Source organism: Bacillus sp. AFS098217, assembly GCF_002551815.1.
Classification (GTDB): Bacteria; Bacillota; Bacilli; order Bacillales; family Bacillaceae_G; genus Bacillus_A.
In genome coordinates, this window is record NZ_NVPR01000045.1 from 59,203 (window position 1) to 84,235 (window position 25,033).

Genomic DNA, 25,033 nt, shown 5'->3' on the forward strand with positions numbered 1-25,033 from the left:
GAAGCAGCGCAATTGCTGCTTCTTATTTTTGTTGTTTCTCATATTCTTCAAACGTATGAATTCTTTCAAAAATGGGTGGATGCGTATATAAGAAAAATTTTACTAATGCAGGTGGATTCACTTGACTTAAGCTTGTTTTCGATAAATATTGAAATGTTTTCACACCTGACTTTCCATCTTTCGTCATGTTTAATGCATATTGATCAGCCGCACGTTCTTCTATACGAGATACATAGTTTGATGCCGGACTTACCGCAAAAGATAATATAGAAGAAATGAGAAAAAACAAAGGAATGATAGAGAAACATGCTAACTTGGATATTTGTAATGTATCTCCCCATTTCCTGAGACACATATTGATAATACGACTAATGAGATACATGCCCACAAAGGTTAAAACGATATAACTTGCTACGCCCCAATATATATGTTTCATCACATAATGTCCTATTTCATGAGCCATTATAAATAAAATCTCTTTATCTTTTAATTGTTGAAGTGTTGTATCCCACATTACAATGCGAGTATTACGGCCAATTCCTGTTACATACGCATTTAACGCGTTCGTTTTTTTCGACATATTTACTTCATATACATGTTCAGCTGGAATATCCGCTTGATCTGCAAGTGCTAAAATTTTCGTTTCTAATTCTTTATTTTTCAGCGTAGAGAAGTCGTGGTAGAGCGGATCAATTAAAACCGGCTGCACGAACGTTAAAAAAATCGTAAACGGTACAGATAGCGCCCATCCAGCTAACCACCATCTCTTAGGAAACTTTCGAATCAGCCATAACAGAACCGAAACAATAAGTAGCATGATTACGTAATTTACCCAAAAATCAATGACATGATCTTTTATCCAGCTCGGTGTTGTCTGCGTTGAAATCCCGTAATCAATCGATACTTTATGTCCAATCCACTGCATCGGTAATGAAAGAGCTGTTGTAAGTAGTGATAAGTAAAATAAATAAATCGCAATCTGCAAGACCCTTACTTTTGTCGTATCCTTTGACCATTTTTCAAAACGCTTTGATACACCTAAAACAAGAACAAACAATAAAATAAGCCATTCAAGAGGCGTTGCTAAAAAAAAGAGTAAATTTTTCACCTGCGAGTAATTTTGACTTAATGTAAGCTCCTTCGCATTCATAAATGTTTGCGGATCAGCACTCGTTCCTTTATACATATCCGGAATGATCTCATGATTCCATCCAAATAAATACCAATATATAAAGAACGCAAAACCAACGTACAAAAAAAGCGACCAACCAATAACTTTCTTCACAGTATTCCCTCCTCTATGCTGCCTGTCTATTATTATTGTAGGTGCATACTTTCTAAAATAGAACAAGCTAATACAGAGAATTGTCATGGAACTTCCAATCCCTTTTCGTTAATTTTCTGATTTTTCTTATAAAACAAACTTAGGAGGGGATTGGAAGATGAAAAAGATTTATGTAACTTTTACATTAGGTTTAATCATTGTAATTAGTATTGGCATTTATTATTTTACAGACTATCGTAAAGCTTCAGCTGAAATACCCCGCGGCATCATTATGGAAGATATAAATGGCTCTACCGTATCTTTCGATAACTTACCTAAAAAATTAAAACTTGTAGAATTTATATACACAAAATGTCCCGACATTTGTCCAGTCACTACATACAAAATGAAACATTTACGTGATGAGTTAGAAAAAGAAAATCTCTTCGGGAAAAAGATTGAATTTATTACAATTACAATTGACCCTAAATTTGATACAAAAGAAGTATTAACTACATATTCGAACACCTTTGAAATAAAAAAAACAAAAGGATGGCATTTACTACGCGGCGATGTAGATGAAACGAAAAAACTAGCCGACACATTTAACTTTCAATACCGCGACCCTGGAAGCGGACTTTATATTCATACTTCTAACTCTTATTTACTTGATGAAAACGATCGATTAATTGAAGTATTTGGTATGGGAGAACGCGGGTTTAATAGTCAAAAAGTGCTCGAAAAAATTAAAAAGGCAATGTAAAAAACTCTTCTAGGCGAGAAGAGTTTTTACATTTCTGTTTAGGATCGTATCTCTATGGTATCATGTCCACAATAAAACTGAAGTCTTGAAAAGAAAGTGAACTATATTTCATAATTCCTTGTACAGTTAAAAGGAGTACAAGACCGAGCACACATATATAATTAATGCCATCCTCACTTCTTTTTTCAACTACAATGCCACCGCCAATACATAATAGGCCTAGCAGATGAAGTGCTAAATAAACAAAAAAATAGGCCTCATCCCAGCGAAGAGCAACATTCACTGTCGTAATTATAATTATGCTAACCATAATCAAATAAAATAACTTATTTGATGGTAGTATTTCATTCATATAATCATTCACATTCCTTTCTATATTTTTCCGTCATTTATCATTAATGTGATTTTTATAATTTTTCAGTATTTTCTAATCATCTTCATCCCTACTACTCTCCTGAAATATACATGTCACTATTAAAATGAAAAAACTATATAAATCCCTGTTATGCAGAANNGTTTGTTCTTTCTGTTTTTCCTTCGCATGTGGCAGAAAAAGGCCCTGACCGCTTCTATGCATGGCCAGATGCTCTCTCCCATCTAAAAAGAGGGGATTTATGTCGGTTTTTTAATGGATGTATATATAAATCATTACTGGATTTCTCTCACTTTGCTTGTATATATTATCGGTGCATCTTTACTCATATAACGGCGGTTGATAAACAAAAAGATGAGTACTAAGTTTAATCCAATCATAAAAATAATAAGCCCTGTAACAAATGTAGTATGATTGGAAAACTCTGCAAAACTTATCATTTTTTCTTTACTAACGATAAAAGATGTAATAAGTACAGTCGCATTATTTAGCATGTGGATGCCAATTGGCATAAGTAAACTTTTTGAACGAATATATACAATTGACACTACGATACTAAACACAACAGCACTAAGAAACTCAGCATGCAAACATCCAAAAAGAAGAGCTACACCTATCATCCCTTTTCCTGTACCCCATTTTGCTGCAAAGCGTTGAAACAGAAATCCCCTAAACACAAATTCACCTATAATAGGAGCTACAAATACAATCATTACAAATTGATAGATGTATCCCCCTGTATGACCTATGACAGGTTCATACAACGTATTCATTATAAAATCCGGTGTAATCCACGCGAAGCTATACATATACAAAATAAGGTATCCATAGCTAAAAAGGCATAGCATAGCTGTAATCATGAAAACTTGTAACAAGTTAAATGAACCTCTTTTATTAATAAATGAAGTAAATGGAACATGATACCTTCTATATTCATACCATAGCCAAGTGGATGGAAGTATGTAAAATACAAGTAGACTTGTAATAAAAGAAATTGGTAGATGAAAAGTATTTTCTAGCAATTGCTTACTATTATGTTCTATACAAATAAGTAGTGCAAATACAATCAAAAAATATCTAGCTCGCATCGAATGAAACGGATTCACACTCTTCTCCTCCCCTACGTTACTTTAATCATATCATCTCAATCTTAATTTCTAAGAAAGAAAATCTTAAAATTTCCTTAAAAATTCCATAAGTTACAAGAAAATGTTATGATATTCGGTGAAAATAGGAGGGATTTTATTTTGTATCATGCAAATATTTTACTTGTCGATGACGAAACAGCAATTTTGCAACTATTAACTACTATTCTACAAAAAGAAGGATTTTCTCATATTACAACTGCTACATCCGCTGAAGAGGCTTTATTACTTGTTGAGCAAAATCATTATGATCTAATGATTCTAGATGTAATGCTTCCTGGGCAATCTGGTTTCGATATTTGTCCGATTATTCGTAAAAAAACAGATTGTCCAATCTTTTTCTTAACAGCAAAAACGTCTGATTTAGATAAAGTATCTGGATTCTTATACGGTGCAGATGACTATATTACAAAGCCATTCAATCCATTAGAGGTTGTTGCTCGTATGAAAGCACAACTTCGAAGACATATGAAACAAACTACAAAACCTGTGAAAGAAAAATATTTTAATTCATTTGGAAGATTTCAAGTCGATAAACATGCAGCAGAATTACAAGTCGATGGGAAAATCGTTGAATGTTCAGCTCAGCTTTTCCAACTGCTACTCTTTTTTTGTGAACATCCTAATTACGTGTTTTCCAAAGAAGAAATATACGAAAAGGTTTGGGGTGCTCCTGCCTACAATGGGGATGATAATACAGTTATGGTCCATATCCGAAAGCTGCGTGAAAAAATCGAGCTAGATCCAAGTAATCCACAGTACATAAAAACCGTCCGTGGTCTTGGCTATAAATTCGTTGCAAAGTAGGTAGTAAATATGAATTTAAGTAGAAGACTTATTATCCAGTTTATTATGCAGCACATTTTTGTCTGGTTTACTTTACTGATTGCAGTATTAATTGCTTTTGCTTACCTAGTTTATCTCGTTGGTACTACGTTATACGAACCTAACATCCCAAATTCTGATAGTTTCACAATTTCTCAATATATATCGTCAGAAGATGGTCAGATTACATTGCAATCTGATGTAAAAAATATAATTACAGATAAAAATGACTGGCTCCAAATTGTAGATGATAACGGAAAAGTTCTTTATCATTTCAACACACCAGATGATGTCCCTAAATCTTATACAAAGACATCTTTAGTCGCATATTTACAGCATCATATACAGAGCCCCTATAAATTCACTTACTGGGAAATTGAACTAGAAGAAAAAAAAGCACTCGTTATTTATGGTGGCGTGATGAAAAGTAGCGCGATACTACAAAAACTCAAACAAAATCATCCTTCTCAAGTGGTAGATAACTTTGCATTAACGGAACAAGAAAAGAATCTACTTTCTAAGGAAAAGGCACTATTACAAATATTCAACGCAAATGGAGAAGAAGTTTTTTCATATCCAAGTGAAAAGAAAAAAACACTTTCTGTAATACAGACAACACTTTCTGAAAAAGAACCATGGAATCATAAGGAAAACATCTCTAGTTTCTATAATTCAGATAGCGGTCTTCTCTTTGTCATAACAGCAAAAAACGATCATTACTATCCAGATGATGAAACAGAAACCTTATTTGCCAAAAAATTATTTACAGGATTCGGCCTCATTTTTCTCATCGTATTTGTTTATTTAGTCATTCTTTCTATTTGGTATGGAAGAAAATTTGGGAAACCGCTATTACATACAATGCGTTGGCTCAAAAATATAGCCAGCGGAAAATATGAAGAGCCTGTAAGCAAGAAAGGGAAAGCTGTTCGCTTCCGGCGCTCAGGTAAAGAAAAATGGTCATTCCGTCTGTTTAAAGATGTGACCAACGCTTTAGAACACCTTTCCATTACCCTTAAAAAGAATGAATCTATGCGAAAAGTGATTCAGCAAACACGAGAAGAATGGATTACCGGTCTCACACATGATTTGAAAACACCACTCAGCTCCATTTATGGTTATTCTCTCTTACTAGAATCTAGGCAATATAACTGGACTGATAGTGATATTCAAGAATTCGGCCACGTAATGAAGGAAAAATCACAATATATGACGACGCTAATTGACGACTTAAGTTTAACTTACCAGTTAAAAAATAATGCACTTCCTACGCAGCCCGTTACTATGGAGATTAACCAGTTCGTCCAAAAAGTCTTATTACAATTCATTAACAATCCAACTCTTCAAAATCAAAATATTGAATTTGTTCCGAGTTCTAATAAAATTTATTACGCTATTGAAGAGAAGTGGTTCCAGCGCATCATTGAAAACTTATTAGCAAACGCTGTGAAACATAATAATGAAACAACAAAAGTAATTGTAAAGCTCGCACAAAATACAAACTCATTTACACTTTCTATTTCAGATAACGGAAAAGGAATGGATGAAAAAACGAAAGATCTATTATTCGAACGATATTACCGCGGAACAAATACAGAAGAAAACAATGCAGGAACAGGACTTGGTCTAGCTATTACAAAACAGCTTGTCCTTGCTCATAAAGGTACCATTTCTATTGAAAGTGAACTTGGAAAAGGAACGACAATTATTATCATATTCCCGCTCTCCTAACAAAAAGAGAACTTCCTAGTATACCAATCTAGGAAGTTCTTTTTCTATTTCCCAACTAATACAAACACATTCTCATCCGGCGCCTCCATCACGGCCACATGCCCTGATTCTGTTTGAAACGGTTCACGGATCCATTTTACATCTTTATTGTCTTTTAAACGCTCATATGTTTCGCAAACATCTTCTACCAATATTTCCACTTCCATAAAATCAATATTTGGATGATCGCTTAGCACTAGCTCCGAACTATGTTTATCTGGAAATTTCAATCCTATTAACGTCCAAACTTTATTATTCTCTAAATTTCTCTCTACAATCCAGTTTTGCTTCAAGCCCATTGATTCGTAAAACGAAACAGATTTCTCTATATCCTTTGTATGTATCGATACGCATTCTAACTTTTTAAACATACTCCCATTCCTCCCTTTATATATATAAATCCATTTTAATTTTTCGACATCTAAATCCCTGCTATGCAGAATAAAAAGTAACCTATACTCATTTGTTCTTCTGTTTTTACTTCGCAAGNNAAAAAGGCACTGACCGCTTCTATGCATGGCCAGATGCTCTCTCCCACCTAAAAAGAGGGGTTTTATGTCTGTTTTTCAATTGATTTATATATAGAAAAGCGAATCATTTTTTATGATTCGCTCCTTTTCTTATTGTTTCTTCTGCACCGGCAACCAAAGTTCAATTTGAGCAAATTCGCTCTTATCTTCATGACAACGTTCATCATATAACTCGAACTCTACCACTCCAGCATGTTCATATCCTGAATGCGGGAACCATTCTGAGAAGACTGCATTCCAAGTTTGCTGAATTGATGCTACCATATCTTTGTGAGGTACTTTTGGTGTTGTAAATACAGCGTATGTTGCTTCTGGGAATGTACGCTTCGTAAGTTCACTTGGCATATTCTCAAAATCTGTAACTTCCATTCCGATAATATAAGTGAAATCTCCTGCTTCTAAATTAAAATCTGTACACATTCCAAGCTCTACATATTGACTTGTATCTTTACGATTTGGAATGTGATCCGCTAGATTTTTTTGTAAATAATGATCCCAAAATGCCGGAATGTCTTTGAGATTTTCCCCCTCTTTACTAGTCGTCTTCATTTCATATCCAGCGACAAGAAACGCTGGCTTTTTCTCAATACGAAATTCCATCTGTATTCCCCCTAAATATGGATTCAACTTCCTCTGTTTCACATTCACTTTGTAATACATCGGTGTTTTTATTTCTTGCTTTCGATACGCACTTGGCGTCATTTGAAACAATTTTTTAAAGGCTCTAGTGAACGTTTCATGAGATTGAAAGCCATGTTCTAATGCAACATCAATAATTTTTTCATCTGTATGAGAAAGCTGATAAGCTGCCTGGGCTAACCTCCTCTTACGAACATACTCCATTACAGAGTCACCAACCATCGCCTGAAACACGCGGTGGAAATGATATTCTGAAAACCCTGCAATATGAGCTAAATTACGTAACGTTTGTTTTTCCATTACATCTTCTTCAATATAATCAATTGCCTTTTGAATTTGCGTTTCATAGCTTTCCATCTCTGTTCACCCGCCCTATATGTATTATGATAAAAGAAAGCGCTATTTGTTTCTTGACGTTTTTTGCTTTTATCCCGCTATTTGCGGGAAGTAAGACTCTTGTAAAAAGTTAGGTGGGGGATACAGAATCTCCCGTTTATTAAAGTTTTACTTTATTTCACAAAAAAGAGTAAAACTTATCCAAATAGCACTTCATGATAAGAAAAGCAGCTACCAATGGCAACTGCTTTTCTTATTTATTCAAACGTAACATCTATCTGGATAATCTCTGACCGACTCCCAAGTCTAAGCGGCGGTCCCCAAAATCCAAATCCTGAGGAAACAATGGCGTGAAATGCACCTTTTTGTACGTATCCCCAATCTAGTTCATACATGCGTTTCGTAATGATATGATTTGGTGCCATTTGTCCACGGTGCGTGTGACCTGATAATAGTAAATCTACACCAGCTTCTCCCGCTTGTTTTAGTTCAAATGGCTGATGATCCATTGCGATAACAGGAAGTGATTGATCTACTGTACTCATTAGCTCTTCAAAACTTTGACGATCCCGCTCTGTTTTATCCCTTCTTCCAACGAGGTAAAAACTGTCTTCAATTGTAATGACTTCATCTAAAAGAATGTGAACGTCAATCTTATCCATCTCTTGTAAAAATTCAGGGATGGCCCTGCCGTAATATTCATGATTTCCTAGCACCCCATATATACCAAGTGGGGCTTGCATTTGTTTCATAACCTGTCCCATGTTCTTTTTAATAAATTCTCCTGGATGATCATCGATAATATCTCCAGGTAATAAAATAATGTCAGGTTTCATTTCGTTTACATGATGGACTAGCCTTTTTAAATGAGAAACGCCAGATAGTTTACCGAAATGCATATCAGAAGCCATCGCAATACGTAAGCTTTTGCGCCCTTCCACTTTTTTCGGTATATGTATATCGTACTTTCGAACGACTGGACTATACGCATTATACATCCCGTAGCCGAAAATAAATAGGAATAGAATGAAAACAACAGTCCCTGTCCAAATAATAGCTGTCTCTGCCTGAACGGATAACAATTGTAAAATAACTACCGTTAGATCAGCTAGTGGCAATAGTATAAGCGCGTATTGTATCACTGCAAACCAATAAGAACCAATTGTTCTTAGCAAAGGAAGAAACTTAAACACTTGAACAAGTAAATAAGCATATGAGAATAAACCTACCAGTAAAGCATAATATCCCCATGTTTCCCAGCCGAAGAGCGTCCGCAGCCACACCCAGCCATTCCATCCGATGTAAAACATCAGTACTGTGTATAAAATAAAAATAGTACCCATATTGAAATATCGACGACTTTTCACAACAGACCTCCTCTTCTATTTCTCTTATTATAACTTGACCTCTATTTATAATGTAAATATTACGCATCTGTAACTATTTTCATTTTTGCCTGCTCTCTTGCTAGGCGATACCCACTCCATGATAGGAATGTATAAAAAATTGCATAGATTGATGGAAAGAAAAAAAGCGGATTCTTTATGAGAGTAAGGATCCGCCTTGTCTTTGCTACCGATAATATTGCGTTATGTTACCCTTACATGTATGGAATATAAAAAATAAAAATCATCCTTTTTATGCTATAATTTCAAAATATATGATATTAAAGCGAACAGGAAGGGTGAAAAGATTGTCTAATTTTGAGATTGATATTCTTCAATTGAGAACTACTCCTTACGAAATAGGTTTCCATCTTGGAGAATATTTAAAGGATAAGAGTTTAATTAATGTATTTAATAAGTTAACTAAGCCTGAAATTAATATGAATCACTTTCATGACTTATTTTCCTCTTTATCCCCTAACTTGCTTGAAGAATTGCAAGGTTTATCTGAAGGCTTACAACTTCCATATGAGAAAGTGGCTGCTATGTTTAGTGGCTATGATGTACCTAAATTAGCTAATATGGGATGTTCAGCATTTGTGGATCATCGATATTATGTAAGGAATTACGATTTTTCACCTGATATTTATGATGGTCTCTTATTATTGCTAGATTCTAAAAATGTTTTAGCTTCTTGTGGTTATAGTTTGCAAATCATTGGAAGACATGATGGAGTAAATGAAAGTGGGTTAGCTATTGGGCTTCATTTTGTAAATAATCAGGAATATCAGGAAGGTATATCTGCTTGGACTAGTGTGAGGATGGTACTAGATACTTGTAAATCTACAGAAGAAGCTATTGATTTACTCAAAGACATCCCTCATGCTACCTGTTATAATTTTTCCCTTGGCGATTCTTATGGAAATTATGCAGCCGTAGAAGTGAGTCCAAAAAAAGTGTTAGTCCGTAAAGATCCTAGTTTTATTTCATGTGTAAATCACTTTCAAAATACTGATATGAAGAAGAAAAATAGAGCACATATTGAAGGATCTTTAAAACGTAATGAGTATATCCATAACTTAAAGAATCAGAATTTAAGTATAGAAGAGACATTTGATAAATTTAGTGATAAAGACTCGCCATTATTTTTTACAGATTATGATAATCTTTTTGGAACCCTACATACTTTTGCTTATTCATTTGAAGAGAAAACTCTTATTACAAATGTTGCTCAAGGAAACAACGACTTAACCATAAATTTTGAAGAATGGGTGAGAGGAAATAATATTAAAGAATCAAAACTAAAAGGCTATATTCAGACTTTTGTTTAGAGCTAAGTCAGTTAGAAATCCATAATAACAAAAGCCTTTATATTGGTACATAATCAAATCACAGTTAAATTAGGACTCCATAATGTCTCATAAGACTTGTATCAAAACGCTTATCGTTACAAATCAATCTCCGAAAATGATGTGATATTTGCAGCGAAATAGGAAGATAGATATTGGGTCATAAAAAACGGCACCCCAATTATTAGTTACGTCTAACAATTGGGGTACCGTTCATTTTGAGAATTCCTTTTGTTTCATGTATGCATAAAACCTATTTTACGTTTAATAAATACGACCCATTTTTATTTTCATATTTATAGACATGCAAATAATATTTCCCTGGTTTCGCATTATATTCTCCTTTAATGGTATTACCATCATTTTTCCCATATGCTACAAAGTTTTGTAGATCTGATTCATGATAAAGTGTCCATGTCATTCCAATCTGTTTTTCATTTAATACGGAAATATCTATATTTTGCGGTGAATTAATCGTAAAAGTATAGATATCTGACTTATCATTGTCGTTAAGATTTCCTTCAATAGTCGTATTGAGATCTATTGGATTTGCCTGTGTATCTTCGTTATTTGGCTCTTGTTCTCGCGGTTTTTTTGAAGTTGAGTCTTCTCCATTTGGTTGAAATCCTAATTTTAACAATATAGCTTTTAAATCTGGTAAAACACCAATTCTATCGTAAGGTGGCTCTTCGGATTGTGTTCCTGTGTTTGGGTTACTTAAGATGGCTCTTAACTCACTTGGTTTATAAGGTTTACCCAAATGCTCCTTAGCAATACTTTGTATGGAAACGGCTGCACCAGCAATAATTGGTGCGGCGCTCGATGTACCATTAAAGCTAGACGTATATAAATTTTTAGCACTTCTACTTGGGTCCGCAGAAGTTGTATCTACATTTTGCCCCCATCCATATACATCAATTCGACTGCCGTAGTTTGAAAACCATGAACGTCCGTGAGGGACAGTTGATAAAGCAGCTCCGACCATGATTGCCCCTGAATCTTTAAAATCTTTGCTATTACGATTTAAGACTTTTTTTCCATCTTTATCTTTAAATTCATCTAAGTCATTCCAGCCATTTGCTCCGGCCTCGATGATTACGATTCCTTTATCCGTTCCAGTGCGAATCGCATCAAATATATCTGGGTGCACCTCAACCGGTAAATATTTATCACGATACCCCTCATAAGATGCTTGTGCTTCTAACAATAAAACATCACCGGCATTTAGATGATTTACAGCACTTAATATGGCATCCGCTTTGTTATTACTGCCGTCATCCCTAATTTGAGATACTACTTTTACTGTAGCTTTTGGTGCAATACCAATATTGCCGATTTGATTATCTTCCGCAGAAACAATTCCTAGAACCGACGTGCCGTGCCCAGCGTGGGCATCTGTATTTCTTCCGGATATAAGTTCGATATTTTGCTTTTCTAGATCTTCATGATTTAATAGCCAGCCATACTCCATATCTGCAAATGTTATACCTTTTCCATCGCCTCCCTTGATCCCCCAAGCATAAGGTGCATTAATACCGTATGGTGCCTCTTTTAAATATCCTTGGTTTTCGAATCTAGGGTCATCATAGGGATTAAGAAATAATTTTGGCATCTGTACTTCCGGTGGTGTTACATTTTCTAGTTCTTTCATGTATACATCCTCTATCAAAGATGATTGTTTTAATTTTTCTACTAATATTTCAGCTTGTTCATTTTTCGAAACTTGAATTACATAATAATTTAATAAGTTAGAAGATGAAGTATTATTATCGGTTTTAACATTTTCATTTAGATTTTGGATTTCTTTAGGACTTACAGACGTAAATAAACGTGTTAATGTTAAATCTGGGAATTCAGAAAAAAACTTTTCTAGTACCATATCATTTTTTTCATGTTGTATTCGTTTTTCTATACCATCCTCATATGGTAAATTCATCTCATTTTTAAACTTTACAATGATTTGCTTTTCTTCTTTTTTTTCTACATTAGATTCTTTTTGCTGTACGACTGAATTGTTTGAAGCAGCACTCACTATATAAGAAGTCTTTCCTAGTCCCGTAAAGGCGGTAATTGCTATTGTAGATACGAGCATTCCTTTTAAAATTTTCATTAATTTTCCCTCTACTTTTTCATTTTTAAACAGTTTCCTATAAAATCTCGAAATAATTACGTACAAAGCTTTATACTAAATAAATTATAATGAGTATCTAAAAATATATCAATATATTCAAATATATAATATTTATTTACATATATCCATTTTAATTTTCCGACACATAAGTCACTGCTACGTAAAACAATAGAGAGACAAATCCTATCTCTCTAGCTAATTGCTCCGACATATATCGTTGCAACTCTTTAGAAAACAACTCTAGTTCATCAAAAATCGATAAGTTCATATCAAAAAGGACACCCTCCGCTAATATTTCTACGTAAGGGTATCCTTTTACATAATGATTTTTTAATGTTTCATTACCTATATAATATTATATATAGGTAATGAAAATTATATTGCACTTCCGAATATTCCTATATTAACAAGAATATTATTTTACTCCTACTTGTTCCCAAGCATTCGCCACAGCTTTATATGTCGCACTATTAAAGCCATCGTAATCAGCTGCAGATTGCAATAAAGCAGCACGTGCTTTGCTAAAATTACTTGTTGGTGTTAAATACGTTGTTAAGGCACGGTAATAGATTTTTTCTGCTTTTTCTTTACCAATAGCATTAATTGTTAAATAGGCAGCTTTATTTGGAATACCGCTATTGATATGTACGCCTCCATTATCTCCTTCTTCTGTTGCTGGTAAATATTGATAGTCTCTCATGTGAGCAGGTTGGTCATACTTTTCAGGATTTGATAAGCTGCGAAGTGCATCTCCTGCAACTCCTGGCGTATATACAGCTTCCCCTAAATCCCAATTGGCTGGATCAACGAAATATCCAAATACATCAGAGAAAGATTCATTTAGTGCTCCGGATTGATTTACGTATTGAAGATCAGCTGAATATTCAGTTACCGCATGTGTTAGTTCATGTGCAACGACATCAAGTGAACCTGAAAGAGGTGCGAATTCAACACCATCGCCATCTCCATAAATCATTTGTTGACCATTCCAGTACGCATTATTATAGTTGGTTCCATAATGGACTGCAGAACGAATCGTTTTCCCTTTTCCATCAAAACTGTTGCGATTATGAACATTTTTATAATAATCATATACTTTGCCTGCATAAGCATGAGCATCAACCGCAGGAGCTTGGTCCTTATCTACCCAAGCATTATCATTATCGAATAGATAGTAATTCTTTGGATTATCTGCATTGCTGTGATTAACTGTAAATGTCTCAATAACGCCACCATTCATCGGCTTTGTTGTGTCTTGTAAATAGTATTTTCCATATTGGCTGCTATAAGTTGTATTAAGATCTTTTCGATCACCTAATACTCCGTTTCCATAGCCTTTTTGCGGAGTATCTGCATCTGTAACTGCATTATATGAATCTACAATTGTTCCATCTTCTGCGTTTACATAGATTTGCCAGTTCGCTCCATAAGGCTTAATGAATTGTAATTGTACTTTATATGTTAAATAATAATTCCCGTCTTTTTCATAAACAACTAAATCTGCGTTTTCATTTGTAGATTTTAAGTTTTCTTTCACTTGTTCTAATGGATTTCCACTTGTTTCTACTAATGTATCTTTTTTTGCAAGATTAATATGTTTCCATGCATTTGAAAGAGCTGCTTCTTTTGTAATCTTTGCTTTTGTGTTTTCTTTCAAACTATCTGCGGCAGCTGGATGTACGTCTCCATTTACTGTTGTTACTGTTCCGTCACTCTTTGTATGAACAATGAATTGTGCACCATCAACTGGTACTTTGTTGATAGATTGAATGTACACATAATGTTTCATCCCTAAATCATCTGATTTTACTTCTTTCAATGTTAAATCAGTCTGTGGATTGATTTTAAATAACTCTTTATTTTCTTCAAGGAACACTTTCACTTCTTTTTCTGTTTTTACCTTTTTATCAGATAGTTCTCCTGAAAGAAAGGATGGGTTCCCTTGTTCTTCATTCCACGTTTTTTGCATAACTTCCATTTTGTCCAAAGCTTCTTGTTGTGATACTTGCTCTTCTGCAAAGGCAGTTGAAAATGGAGCACCTAAAACCATTCCGGTGGCTAGTAATGTAACGACTGTTTTTTTCATTCTTATTTCCCCTTTCACTATTCGCTTAAATAAAGATGCATCTCACTAAGTAGTATACAAATAATTCATTTCCAGTATATTCATTTATGCAGAATTGCATATATAAACTTTTTACTAGTCCTTTTACTATGTATAAATCTTAATAAATTAAGATTTTCTTAATCTATTACTGAGATAGTGACACATCCTATAATTCTATTCTTCTCGATTAACGGCTTTACTAATTTTAGTTCTTTAAAAAAACAACAAAAAAGCAATAAAAAAACAACAAAAAAACGACATTTATAAAAAATATGTCGTTTTTTGGCATTTTTTATTATAAGATATATAACGTAATATAAAGATTTAATAAGGATGTGGTTGAATGTCAATTCTAAAAAACACTAAAATTGGTACGAAGTTGAATACATTAATGATTACAGCTAGTATCGCATGTATTCTCTTATCCATTATAGGAGTTATCTCTTTAAAGAAAACGGGGGAAGCTTCTGCAACTATGTATGACGAAAGGTTACTTCCAATTTTTTGGATAGAATCTCTAGAATCTAATTTCTACGACCGTAATTGTAATTTCATGGAACTTATGATTACAACGGATGAAAAAAGAACTAAAGAATTAACAAATAATATAGCTCAAATGCAAAAAGAAAACGATGAGTTATTAAAAAAATTCGAGTCTAAAATCCACTCACAAGAAGAAAGAGAATTATATGAGAATTTCCACAAAAACTTTCAAGAATACAGAACTCAACAGCAAGAAGCACAAAATTTAGCAGTAGACAATAAAAATGAAGAAGCTTATGCTTATTATTTAAAAAACACTGAGCCCGCTATGCAAAATGCGATTAATTCTATTCACGAACTTGTGAAATATAATAGTGATCACGCAGAACAATTACAAAAAAACAATACGAGCACTGCACATACTACAATACTGATGTTTATTATTATTTCCGTTATTGCGGCTGTAATTATTACATGTATTGGATATATCACTAAAATAGCGATTAAGCGTCCGATTGATTTATTAGAGCATGATATAAAACAAGTAGCAGATGGAAATTTAATAATACGCACTTCCTATCGAGCAAATGACGAATTAGGAGCTATTGTTACCTCTTTTAATAACATGTTAGATAATTTACAACAATTAATTGAAAAAATCCAAGTAACGACAGAAGAAGTTACTTCCTCTACCGACAATATGTTGCAGAATACAAAACATGCGTCTAAAATATCTCAAGAAGCCGTTCTAACCATTAATGAAGTAAACAAACAAATAGAAGGACAAGTTACTAATATTCAGGAAAGCTCAACAGCAATGAGTGACCTAACAAATGGTGTTCAAACGGTAGCCGAATCAGCATCAACTGTTGCTGAAGTATCTGTTGCTACAACCGATCGTGTAAATAACGGAAGTAAAGTAATCAAACAATCTATTACGCAAATGAATAATGTGCATACAGTTGTCGAAGAAACTTCTACAGTGATAGAACGTCTTATTACGCGTACACAACATATCGATAAAGCTTTAGACGCGATTACGAATATTGCGGAACAAACAAACTTGCTTGCTTTAAATGCTGCAATCGAAGCTGCACGTGCAGGAGAAAATGGAAAAGGATTTGCAGTTGTTGCGGCGGAAGTGAGAGATTTAGCTGAACAATCCAAGCAATCCGCAAATGAAATTAATAATTTAATTAAAGCAATCCAACAAGATACAAAAGATACGGTTCAAATCATGAGAAAAGGACACGAAGAAGCTACACAAGGAAGAGATGCTGCTAATGAAGCAGACGAAGCCTTTTCAACAATCATGAAAGACATTCATAAAATAACACGCCAAATCCAAGAAGTATCAGCTACAACAGAAGAAATGTCTGCTGGAACGGAAGAAATTAACGCTTCCCTATCAGCAGTATCAGAAACTTCTACAAAAGTAGCGAAAGATACAAATCAAACCGTACAAGCCATTCAAACACAAGCGTCATCCATTACAGAAATAACAAATCAATCCATGCAAATAAGGAAGAAAATCGAAGAATTAGAAGGATTAATTTCCCAATTTAAAATTAAAGAATAAAAATTATTTATGAATATACTAAAAAGTAAAAGACAATTCATTCACGATTGTCTTTTACTTTTTATCATTTTGGGTTGATGGAATTACATTTTTTGACTTAATTTGAGATTTGTATCTGAACCGTCTAAACTATTATTGGACCATATTAAATAAATTTTAATTATTATTTTAAATCTTCACGTAACTTAATTTCATCTTCATTTATGTAACTAGTAAAAATAACTTCTGATATATATTCATGATTAAAAAACATATTATATTCAGTTGAAATATTTCCAATAGAATAACAAGCTACATAATCCCAAGTTTCCTTAGTCTTTGAATCTTCCTGTTTTCTACCATTCTATTAGTATGTTGTAGTTCTCTTGTATAGATTAACATGTTAATCAGTTCATCGATGTCCTGACTAAAACGCAAAACCTTATCATGGCATAATCCATGCTGCTCTACTAATCGAACTAATTCTTCTTTCTTCTCTTCAATTATTTCGTGTAACTGTCTCATCTCCATCTCTATAAGAAAACCCCTTTTTCCATAATATTACTTAGAAAATTATAGTATACATTTAAATATAAGGAAACAAGAATTGGAAAATAACCTATATTTTCACAATATATTAATGCGATGGTGGTAGTTTATCATTGGAAGCTACTACACCAGATTCTTTACGTTTCAAATAACATTGCAATAGAAGCTTTATTAGACTATATCATCATTATAGGGGCGTATTTTTATGCAATTATACATATTATATAAATCCATTTTCNNACTTCGCATGTAGCAGAAAAAGGAACTGACCGCTTCTATGCATGGCCAGATCCTCTCTCCAACCTAAAAAGAGGGGGGGTATGTCGTTTTTTAATTGATGTATATAATACCTGTCAAAAGTTAAAGTTATGTATAATTTTCAACAAAAAAAGCAACCCTTTCATGTATCCGTGAAAGAGTCGCTATTTTTATATCTTCAATGAGTCTTACAAAAGAACTACAGTGATTATATAAATCCATTTTCATTTTTCGACATTTACATCCCTGCTATGCAAAATACAAAGTAACCTACACTCGTTTGCTCTTTCTGTTTTTACTTCGCATGTAGCAGAAAAAGGATCTGACTGCTTCTATCCATGGCCAGATCCTCTCTCCCACCTAAAAAGATGGGGTTTATGTCGTTTTTTTAATTGATGTATATATAGATCAGGAATTAAAGATTACTTCTTTAGCTTCCTTTCACTACACTTGCATTGCCTTCTCCTTCAAAGCCCTTCTCAATAATTTACCTGTTGTATTCTTCGGCAATTCTGTTAAAAACTCTATGTTCTTCGGTACTTTATATTTTGCAAGGTGTAAAGAACAATAGCGCATTAGCTCTTCTTCTGTTACCGCTTCATATTTTGGAACAACATAGGCCCGCACTGCTTCTCCTAAGTTTTCATCTGGAACACCTATAACAACAACTTCTGCAACCGCCTCATGTTGATATAATACTTCTTCCACTTCACGAGGATATACGTTATAACCACCTACAAGGACGATGTCTTTTTTACGATCAACAATGTAGAAATAACCTTCTTCATCCATCTTCGCTAAATCACCTGTATACAGCCATCCATCACGAAGCACTGCCGCTGTGTCTTCCGGTGCATTGTAATATCCTTTCATTACATTTGGCCCACGAACAATTAATTCGCCTACTTCACCTACAGGAACTTCTTCTCCAAGCTCATTAACAATTTTGTTTTCAACATGCAAAATATTCGTTCCAATCGAACCTGGTTTCCGCGGACGATCTAACGGATTAAAGCAAGTAACTGGTGAAGCTTCTGATAATCCATACCCTTCTGAGACAATAACACCAAATCGATTTTCAAAGTTTTTCAAAAGAGCAACAGGCATAGACGCCCCGCCAGAAATGCATAATCGAAGTGTCTGAACATCCTCTGGAGTTGCCTCTTCATATAGATATAAATAATTATACATCGTTGGTACTCCAGCAAATATTGTTGGCCCATATGTACGACAAATACGAAATACTTCTTTTGGACTAAACTTTGGTAACATTAAAATCGTCGCACCGTTAATAATGGGCGCATTCACTGCAACTGTTAAACAAAATACATGGAACATTGGAAGTGCCGCAACAACGCGATCATCCGCAGTATATTGTAAATATGACGCGACATCTCCAGCATTACTATATAAGTTTTTATGTGTTAACATAGCGCCTTTTGGATGCCCTGTTGTGCCTGAAGTATATAAAATAACAGCCACATCTTCTTCATATAGCTCAGGGCCTTCATAAGATAGGTCACCGGTTCCTATAAGACTAGTAAACGTTTTCATTTTTTCAGTTTCTGTATGATTAAAATCTGATGAGGTTTCACATATGATGATATGTTCAAGAGAAGGAATTCTTGTTGTAAGAGATTGTATAATCGGTAGAAGGATGTCGAGTGTGATGATTGTTTTTACATCTCCATTTTGTAAAATGTAATGCATTTCGTCTGCTGTGTATATCGGATTAATAGGAATGACTGTTGCTCCTGTTTTCATTGTCCCATATAACCCAACTAAAAAATGTGGTGAATTCCCTACAATTAATGCAACATTGTCCCCTTTTCCAATGCCCATTTTTGCTAAATTACCAGAAAACCTAGTGACTATTTTGTTTAATTGGTCATACGAAACCGACTGATCCATAAATATATAAGCCGGTTTCTCCCCTTTCTTTTTTGCTGTTTCAGCCAAAGATTGAACGAGATTCATACAAACCCCACCTTTATAAAATTTAGAAAATTTAAAAATTCTAAATACATTATATTAAAAGAAAATTAAAGTAGCAAGTAACATTTAATTAATTGCATGTAAAGTGAGACTTTAATCCGTGAGAGAGCCTTAGCTCTCCACGGATTATTAGTCGAACCAATCGGGCTTTTACGGGCTGTTTACCCCTCACCCACTTTCTTTATTTTTGACTAAATTTCGATGCAGGGGTATTACTGCCCGTTAAAGCGGGGTAAATGAGCATTCATTCATTTTTTAATTTGAAGTTATACGCATTGTTTTTATACGTTTTCTTGTAACAAAATAAAAAACAGTCATACATACAATATGACTGTTTTTACCATTTAAAAGAATAACGCTAAGAAATCTTCTGTTGTTATATTACCAAAGTAACGTTTTACATCCACATCTTCTAGAGTTGTAGCAAATGCTTCTTTGTCAAACTGTACTCCTGTTAAGCGTTCTTCAATGTCATGAACATCTTCCACACCGAAGAAATCGCCGTATACTTTACACTCAGTCACAGTTCCTTTTGTTACCTCTAAACGAACATCAACTTGTCCAACTGGGAAACGGTGTGAATGTTGTAAATTAAACTTCGGTGACTTCCCGTAGTTCCAGTCCCAATTACGGTAACGTTCTTCAGAAATTTTATAAATCTCTTTCCAATCTGCTTCTGTTAGCTCGTATGTTGGAATTTCTGCTTCACCTTCAAAAATCGTCGCAAGAAGAAGTTGTTTAAACTCTTCTGTTGTCATCTTTTCGTTTAAAAATTCCGTAATGTTTGCCACGCGGCTACGGATTGATTTAATTCCTTTTGATTGAATCTTATCCATTTTCACTTTAAGTGCTGATACAACGTGATCAATTTCAGAATCAAACAATAATGTACCGTGACTAAACATGCGGCCCTTCGTTGAAAACTGCGCATTACCTGAGATTTTTCTACCTTCCGCTAAAATATCATTGCGGCCGCTAAGCTCTGCATTTACACCTAATTTTCCAAGCGCTTTTGTAACAGGCTCAGTGAATTTTTTAAAGTTATGAAAGCTATCCCCATCATCTTTCGTAATAAAGCTGAAGTTTAAGTTCCCTAAATCATGATATACAGCGCCTCCGCCTGATAAACGTCGTACAACATGAATGCCTTTTTCTTTCACATAATCAGCATTAATTTCTTCTACTGTGTTTTGGTTTTTCCCAATGATAATGGAAGGTTCATTAATATAGAACAATAAATATGTTTCGTTAATATCTAAATTTTTCACACAGTATTCTTCAATTGCTAAGTTAATTGTAGGATCTGTAATTCCTTTATTATCAATAAATAACATCGTTTCACCTCATGAATTCCAAACGTAACCGCTATGCGCAAGCGTAATACGGCCGTCAAAAATTTGTTTTGCTTCTTCTACTAAATCAGATGTGTTTCCTGCATGCGGAAGATGCGTTAACAGTAATTCCTTTACATTTGCATTCTTTGCAATGTCTGCCACTTCTGTACTATTCATATGCCCTGCTTTTGCAGCTTCCTGATGTGCATACATATTACATTCACAAATAAATAAATCCGCATCTTTTGTAAATGGAATGAATTCAGGAATGTAGCTGGAATCAGCACTATATACGATCACTTCATCACCCGCCGTAATACGCATCGCATAGCATATAACAGGGTGTACTGTTTTTAAAAATGAAATAGAGAACGGTCCAATCTGTAATGTTTCTTCTGGATTGTATACAATCCCTTTCGTATGCGGTGCATGTGTTAAGGTCGAGAACCCTTGCACATCAAATGCATGTCCATAAATCGGTAATTCTGGTAATTGTCCTTTCGTCGCACTCGTAATTAACCTCGCATATTGCAATACTCCAATATCCGCAACATGGTCATGATGATAGTGTGACAACAGAACTGCATCTATATCAGATGGTGTTATATATTTTTGCAGCTGTGCTAGTACACCGCTGCCACAGTCAACAAGTAAACGAAAACCATCGTGTTCAAACAAATACCCCGACGTTGCTTCTCCTACTTCTGGAAAGCCGCCCCAAAAGCCAACAACAGTCATTTTCATATGTATCCATCCTTTCTAAACCACTAGAAATGCAGTATTCTCACTTCACTGAGAAGGATTTTTACTTACATTCTTAACTATAATCCATTTCTTAAACTTTTTCATTATTTTTAAATTTGTTATAAAACAGTTATTGACTTTTATTTTTTGTACTAATACAATGTTAGTAAGAAATGGAAATGGAGGGATTTACATGATTGATCAACCGATGGAATTTTTCAGAAATTTACCAACGAAAACTTGTGCACATTGCGGAAAGGAAATTGATGAACAGCACGAAGCGTACCATAATAAATGTGACGATTGCGTTCACGAAGAATAGTAGTTTGTAAACATAAGAAAAACCTAGCAGACATCGTCTACTAGGCTAGTAACATCGCATTTTTCATCGTTGAACCTTTCACCAAGAGCTCCAGTTCAAACTCATACAATTCTTTTTTACGATAATTTTTCGTATGGATTTTATCCATCATTAAATCAACAACTTTTCGAGCCATTTCACCAATTGGCTGTTCAATTGTTGTAATACCAGGCTCTGTAATTTGTGATAAAATTTGGTTATCAAAGCCAACTACAGCTAAATCATCAGGAATGCTCCAGCTATGGCGTTTCGCTTCTGCGATAATTCCAGCTGCGACTTCATCTCCTCCTGCTAAAATAGCGGTAGGATTTTTTTTGTCCTTTAATACTTCATGGAATATTCTTTTTCCATCTTCCCACGAGAAAGCGTTTTCAAGAAAATCAATTGCTTCTACTTGTTTGCTCTTCTCAGTGATTGCACGTAAAAAGCCCATTTTTCGCTGTTGGCTCACTATTTTCGTTTCATTTCCACGGCAAAAAATAAGATTACGATAACCTTGTTCTAGTACATGCTTCGCAGCTATGTAAGCCCCTTGTGCATGATCAAATTTAACCGTTGGAATGTTTGCTTCTTCAATATATTCATTACATAACACGATTGGGCCGTGTTGTAAGTATGGCTCTACTTTCTCCCATGGATTCTCAAGTGAACATAGAATAATACCATCAACTTGTTTTGTTGATAACAGTTGTAAGTATTCCATCTCTTTTTCCGGTAAGTATCTTGTTTGGCAAATAATCAGTTTATATTTATGTTCAGAAGCAGCAATCTCAATTGCTTCAATAAATCTACTAAAAAAAGGATTTGTGATCCTTGGAACAAGCACCGCAATTGTTTCTGCCTTTTGTTTACGAAGTCTTCTTGCCGCAGAATTAGGAACGAAGCCTAAATGCTTCATTGCTAATTGAACCCTCTTTTTCTTATCGTCAGATACATACGGATGGTTGTTAATCACCCGAGAAACCGTTGTTCTTGATAACCCCGCTAATTTCGCCACGTCCTCGATCGTTGACACGAAATTCTCCCCCTTTGTATGAAAACGTTTTCTTAGGTTGATTATATAGTATATTATTGGAAACTGCAATACGAGTTCAGATGATTTTACTATATTAATATTATACATAGGGAAAAGTCTGTTATTTGCAGGAAGATTTGACTCCTATTTAGAACTTCACAATAAGGATATTTATTACATACGAAGGATGATATTTCATGAATCGAACAGATCGTTTACTTTCTATTCTCATTGAATTACAGCGAAAACAAACCGTCACAGCTCAAAGTTTAGCAGAAAAATTTGAGACGTGTAAAAGAACAATATATAGAGACATGCAAGCGCTGAGTGAATCAGGCGTTCCAATCTTTTCAATGCCTGGGCAAGGCTATTCTTTAATGGATGGTTATTTCTTGCCGCCCATTCAATTCAAACCGGAAGAAGCAGTAACTCTTCTATTAGGAAGTGATTATGTCGAACAAAATCTCGACTCAGCTTTTTCTATACATGCAAAATCTGCTAAAGAGAAATTAGAAGCAATCCTCCCTTCTGAACAGCAAAAGAAGGTCAAAGAGTTAAGAGGAACCTTTCGTTTCCTCTCCGGTACTTTCTCTCATCAAAGATTTGCTCAAGAACAACTAGAGAAACAGCTTCTTCTCTTACAAGAAGCTATTCAGAAACAACAATGTGTTTCTTTTTCTTATCGTAAACCGAATCAAAGTGAACAAAATAAACGTACGGTAAACCCTTATGGTTTAGTCAATATTTCAGGGATTTGGTACATTGTTGCTCATTGTCTACTTCGAAAACAAATACGCCATTTCCGTTTGGATCGTATGGACAACTTACAACAACAGCACACGTTCTTTACGAAACCGGAGAACTTTTATTTACCAGACTATCAACCTAAAAATAATCGAACCATTATCATTCATTTATTATTTCCATCCTATATTGCACACAAAATTATTGAATCTCGCTACTTTTTTATAGATTCATATGAGCATAAAGATGATGGTTTTCATGTCATTTTGAAATCGAGAAATATAGATGAAGTATTTCCGTGGGTGCTAAGCTGGGGAAGTCAAGTAAACGTGCTAGAACCAACTATTCTTTCTGAGAGAATTCGAGATGAGGCAAAAAAAATGCTGCAACTTTAATTTTTTCTTTCACTGCTGACATAATGGTGTCAACATCAATCATGTATAGTAACCATTAAGAACGAAATCTTATATAGAAAAAGGAGCTAATACTATGAACACTACTGTCGCTTTAGAGAAATTTGAAAGTTTAGCAACGTTTTACATTCACGAATTAGAAAAATACACTCTTGAACAATTTAAAAGCAAGCCTTCTGAAGAAGAATGGTCTCTCGGACAAATGTATAATCATTTACTTGCTTCTGCACATATGCAATTACATGCTATCGCAAAGTGTGCAACTGATTCTACAACTGTAGATGGTCAAAAGACAGAAATGGGTGAAAAAGTATATGCACTGGAGGCTTTTCCTCCTATACAAATAAAAGTACCTGATCGTCCAGGATACACACCTGAAAACCAAGCGAATAAAGAAGGTGTTAAACAAGAATTGCTACAACTGATTAAGCAAATGAAGGAAGTTGAACGAACGATTGCTTCTATTCCAAGCAACCGTAAAGTAGAGCACCCTGGATTTGGTTATTTAAATGCAGCGGAGTGGTTTCAACTCATTTCTATGCATTTTGCACATCATCTTCGTCAGAAGGAACGATTGGAACAGAGTATTATTCTAAAATAAGTGGTTTATGAATAGAGATATAGTTTCTCGTTAATGTAAAGTAAAAAATAGCCTTTCTTTATCTATTATGGATAAAAAGAAAAAGAAGATAATCCCTACTATATAGGTGATTATCTTCTTTTCTGTATATTGATAAAAATTCTGTGATTTGTTCAAAATAGGTGCTTTTTCAGTAGCCTCTATTTTAGAAACCCTCTTTTTATATATAAATCTATTTTAGTTTTTCGACATCTAAATCCCTGCTATGCAGAACAAAAAGTAACTTACACTCGTTTGCTCTTTCTATTTTTACTTCGCATGTGCCAGAAAAAAGCCCTGACTGCTTCTATGCATGGCCAGATGTTCTCTTCCACCTAAAAAA

At 34.4% G+C, this 25,033-nt stretch carries 21 protein-coding genes and 1 pseudogene; 8 read left to right on the forward strand and 14 right to left on the reverse strand.

Annotation, left to right across the window (positions count from 1 at the left end; genetic code table 11):
- Nucleotides 1-22 precede the first annotated feature (22 nt).
- Complete coding sequence (locus COO03_RS13210; protein WP_141523217.1) at nucleotides 23-1,285, reverse strand: M48 family metallopeptidase; 1,263 nt, start codon at nucleotides 1,283-1,285, stop codon at nucleotides 23-25.
- A 157-nt stretch (nucleotides 1,286-1,442) separates the two neighbouring features.
- Between COO03_RS13210 and COO03_RS13215 the strand changes: the two genes are divergently transcribed.
- Complete coding sequence (locus COO03_RS13215; protein ID WP_097897617.1) at nucleotides 1,443-2,027, forward strand: SCO family protein; 585 nt, start codon at nucleotides 1,443-1,445, stop codon at nucleotides 2,025-2,027.
- 52 nt (nucleotides 2,028-2,079) lie between these two features.
- Here COO03_RS13215 and COO03_RS13220 read toward each other — a convergent pair whose 3' ends face one another.
- Complete coding sequence (locus tag COO03_RS13220) at nucleotides 2,080-2,379, reverse strand: hypothetical protein (RefSeq protein ID WP_097897618.1); 300 nt, start codon at nucleotides 2,377-2,379, stop codon at nucleotides 2,080-2,082.
- Between the two features lie 296 nt (nucleotides 2,380-2,675).
- Nucleotides 2,676-3,506: a CPBP family intramembrane glutamic endopeptidase gene (locus COO03_RS13225; protein ID WP_097897619.1), complete on the reverse strand. Its 831-nt coding sequence runs from the start codon at nucleotides 3,504-3,506 to the stop codon at nucleotides 2,676-2,678.
- Between the two features lie 141 nt (nucleotides 3,507-3,647).
- On the opposite strand from COO03_RS13225, the gene COO03_RS13230 reads away from it, so the two are divergent.
- Nucleotides 3,648-4,352 (forward strand): response regulator transcription factor, encoded by a 705-nt coding sequence (locus tag COO03_RS13230; RefSeq protein ID WP_097897620.1) that lies wholly within the window; start codon nucleotides 3,648-3,650, stop codon nucleotides 4,350-4,352.
- A 9-nt stretch (nucleotides 4,353-4,361) separates the two neighbouring features.
- Nucleotides 4,362-6,101, forward strand: a complete 1,740-nt coding sequence (locus COO03_RS13235) for an ATP-binding response regulator (RefSeq protein WP_097897621.1) — start codon at nucleotides 4,362-4,364, stop codon at nucleotides 6,099-6,101.
- A gap of 44 nt (nucleotides 6,102-6,145) precedes the next feature.
- Here COO03_RS13235 and COO03_RS13240 read toward each other — a convergent pair whose 3' ends face one another.
- The 3 genes from COO03_RS13240 to COO03_RS13250 all read right to left on the reverse strand — a co-directional run bounded on the left by COO03_RS13240 (nucleotide 6,146) and on the right by COO03_RS13250 (nucleotide 9,012).
- Nucleotides 6,146-6,511, reverse strand: coding sequence for a VOC family protein (locus COO03_RS13240; RefSeq protein ID WP_097897622.1), 366 nt, complete (start codon nucleotides 6,509-6,511; stop codon nucleotides 6,146-6,148).
- Between the two features lie 249 nt (nucleotides 6,512-6,760).
- Complete coding sequence (locus tag COO03_RS13245) at nucleotides 6,761-7,666, reverse strand: AraC family transcriptional regulator (protein WP_097897623.1); 906 nt, start codon at nucleotides 7,664-7,666, stop codon at nucleotides 6,761-6,763.
- A 236-nt stretch (nucleotides 7,667-7,902) separates the two neighbouring features.
- Complete coding sequence (locus tag COO03_RS13250) at nucleotides 7,903-9,012, reverse strand: metallophosphoesterase (protein ID WP_097897624.1); 1,110 nt, start codon at nucleotides 9,010-9,012, stop codon at nucleotides 7,903-7,905.
- Nucleotides 9,013-9,329: 317 nt separating this feature from the next.
- Between COO03_RS13250 and COO03_RS13255 the strand changes: the two genes are divergently transcribed.
- A complete protein-coding gene (locus COO03_RS13255; RefSeq protein WP_306620233.1) occupies nucleotides 9,330-10,361 on the forward strand; it encodes a C45 family autoproteolytic acyltransferase/hydolase in 1,032 nt (343 codons plus the stop codon).
- A gap of 271 nt (nucleotides 10,362-10,632) precedes the next feature.
- Here COO03_RS13255 and COO03_RS13260 read toward each other — a convergent pair whose 3' ends face one another.
- Nucleotides 10,633-12,489 carry a S8 family peptidase gene (locus tag COO03_RS13260; RefSeq protein WP_097897625.1) on the reverse strand — a complete coding sequence of 619 codons (1,857 nt, stop codon included), beginning with the start codon at nucleotides 12,487-12,489 and terminating at the stop codon, nucleotides 10,633-10,635.
- A 436-nt stretch (nucleotides 12,490-12,925) separates the two neighbouring features.
- Nucleotides 12,926-14,596, reverse strand: coding sequence for a M4 family metallopeptidase (locus COO03_RS13265; RefSeq protein ID WP_097897626.1), 1,671 nt, complete (start codon nucleotides 14,594-14,596; stop codon nucleotides 12,926-12,928).
- A gap of 364 nt (nucleotides 14,597-14,960) precedes the next feature.
- Here COO03_RS13265 and COO03_RS13270 point away from each other — a divergent pair, with 364 nt between their 5' ends.
- On the forward strand, nucleotides 14,961-16,679 hold the full coding sequence (locus tag COO03_RS13270) for a methyl-accepting chemotaxis protein (protein WP_097897627.1): 1,719 nt from the start codon (nucleotides 14,961-14,963) through the stop codon (nucleotides 16,677-16,679).
- Nucleotides 16,680-16,842: 163 nt separating this feature from the next.
- Here the strand turns inward: COO03_RS13270 and COO03_RS13275 are convergent.
- The 5 genes and pseudogenes from COO03_RS13275 to COO03_RS13295 all read right to left on the reverse strand — a co-directional run.
- Nucleotides 16,843-17,019 (reverse strand): annotated as a pseudogene (locus COO03_RS13275) (DUF4176 domain-containing protein); the annotation flags it as partial.
- Nucleotides 16,971-17,189 carry an aspartyl-phosphate phosphatase Spo0E family protein gene (locus COO03_RS28140; protein WP_373605250.1) on the reverse strand — a complete coding sequence of 73 codons (219 nt, stop codon included), beginning with the start codon at nucleotides 17,187-17,189 and terminating at the stop codon, nucleotides 16,971-16,973. The gene COO03_RS28140 and the pseudogene COO03_RS13275, both read right to left, overlap by 49 nt.
- Before the next feature lie 720 nt (nucleotides 17,190-17,909).
- Nucleotides 17,910-19,442: a fatty acid--CoA ligase family protein gene (locus tag COO03_RS13285; RefSeq protein WP_097897628.1), complete on the reverse strand. Its 1,533-nt coding sequence runs from the start codon at nucleotides 19,440-19,442 to the stop codon at nucleotides 17,910-17,912.
- Between the two features lie 362 nt (nucleotides 19,443-19,804).
- Entirely contained in the window at nucleotides 19,805-20,794 is a 990-nt protein-coding gene (locus COO03_RS13290) for a lipoate--protein ligase (protein WP_097897629.1), read from the reverse strand.
- 9 nt (nucleotides 20,795-20,803) lie between these two features.
- Entirely contained in the window at nucleotides 20,804-21,538 is a 735-nt protein-coding gene (locus COO03_RS13295) for an MBL fold metallo-hydrolase (protein WP_097897630.1), read from the reverse strand.
- Between the two features lie 193 nt (nucleotides 21,539-21,731).
- Between COO03_RS13295 and yhfH the strand changes: the two genes are divergently transcribed.
- Entirely contained in the window at nucleotides 21,732-21,860 is a 129-nt protein-coding gene (yhfH, locus tag COO03_RS13300) for a protein YhfH (protein WP_000567010.1), read from the forward strand.
- A gap of 40 nt (nucleotides 21,861-21,900) precedes the next feature.
- Here yhfH and COO03_RS13305 read toward each other — a convergent pair whose 3' ends face one another.
- Entirely contained in the window at nucleotides 21,901-22,914 is a 1,014-nt protein-coding gene (locus tag COO03_RS13305) for a LacI family DNA-binding transcriptional regulator (protein ID WP_097897631.1), read from the reverse strand.
- Nucleotides 22,915-23,111: 197 nt separating this feature from the next.
- Between COO03_RS13305 and COO03_RS13310 the strand changes: the two genes are divergently transcribed.
- The gene (locus COO03_RS13310) at nucleotides 23,112-24,053 is read left to right on the forward strand and encodes a helix-turn-helix transcriptional regulator (RefSeq protein WP_097897632.1); all 942 of its coding nucleotides are present in this window, start codon (nucleotides 23,112-23,114) and stop codon (nucleotides 24,051-24,053) included.
- A 94-nt stretch (nucleotides 24,054-24,147) separates the two neighbouring features.
- Nucleotides 24,148-24,672, forward strand: coding sequence for a DinB family protein (locus COO03_RS13315; RefSeq protein ID WP_097897633.1), 525 nt, complete (start codon nucleotides 24,148-24,150; stop codon nucleotides 24,670-24,672).
- Nucleotides 24,673-25,033 lie beyond the last annotated feature (361 nt).

Bases quoted from the DNA above. Each gene is read 5' to 3' on its own strand.
- COO03_RS13215 (WP_097897617.1), top strand. From the start codon at position 1,443: ATGAAAAAGATTTATGTAACTTTTACATTAGGTTTAATCATTGTAATT.
- COO03_RS13220 (WP_097897618.1), bottom strand. From the start codon at position 2,379: ATGAATGAAATACTACCATCAAATAAGTTATTTTATTTGATTATGGTT.
- COO03_RS13235 (WP_097897621.1), top strand. From the start codon at position 4,362: ATGAATTTAAGTAGAAGACTTATTATCCAGTTTATTATGCAGCACATT.
- COO03_RS13240 (WP_097897622.1), bottom strand. From the start codon at position 6,511: ATGTTTAAAAAGTTAGAATGCGTATCGATACATACAAAGGATATAGAG.
- COO03_RS13245 (WP_097897623.1), bottom strand. From the start codon at position 7,666: ATGGAAAGCTATGAAACGCAAATTCAAAAGGCAATTGATTATATTGAA.
- COO03_RS13260 (WP_097897625.1), bottom strand. From the start codon at position 12,489: ATGAAAATTTTAAAAGGAATGCTCGTATCTACAATAGCAATTACCGCC.
- COO03_RS13265 (WP_097897626.1), bottom strand. From the start codon at position 14,596: ATGAAAAAAACAGTCGTTACATTACTAGCCACCGGAATGGTTTTAGGT.
- COO03_RS13270 (WP_097897627.1), top strand. From the start codon at position 14,961: ATGTCAATTCTAAAAAACACTAAAATTGGTACGAAGTTGAATACATTA.
- COO03_RS28140 (WP_373605250.1), bottom strand. From the start codon at position 17,189: ATGGAGATGAGACAGTTACACGAAATAATTGAAGAGAAGAAAGAAGAA.
- COO03_RS13285 (WP_097897628.1), bottom strand. From the start codon at position 19,442: ATGAATCTCGTTCAATCTTTGGCTGAAACAGCAAAAAAGAAAGGGGAG.
- COO03_RS13290 (WP_097897629.1), bottom strand. From the start codon at position 20,794: ATGTTATTTATTGATAATAAAGGAATTACAGATCCTACAATTAACTTA.
- COO03_RS13295 (WP_097897630.1), bottom strand. From the start codon at position 21,538: ATGAAAATGACTGTTGTTGGCTTTTGGGGCGGCTTTCCAGAAGTAGGA.
- yhfH (WP_000567010.1), top strand. From the start codon at position 21,732: ATGATTGATCAACCGATGGAATTTTTCAGAAATTTACCAACGAAAACT.
- COO03_RS13310 (WP_097897632.1), top strand. From the start codon at position 23,112: ATGAATCGAACAGATCGTTTACTTTCTATTCTCATTGAATTACAGCGA.
- COO03_RS13315 (WP_097897633.1), top strand. From the start codon at position 24,148: ATGAACACTACTGTCGCTTTAGAGAAATTTGAAAGTTTAGCAACGTTT.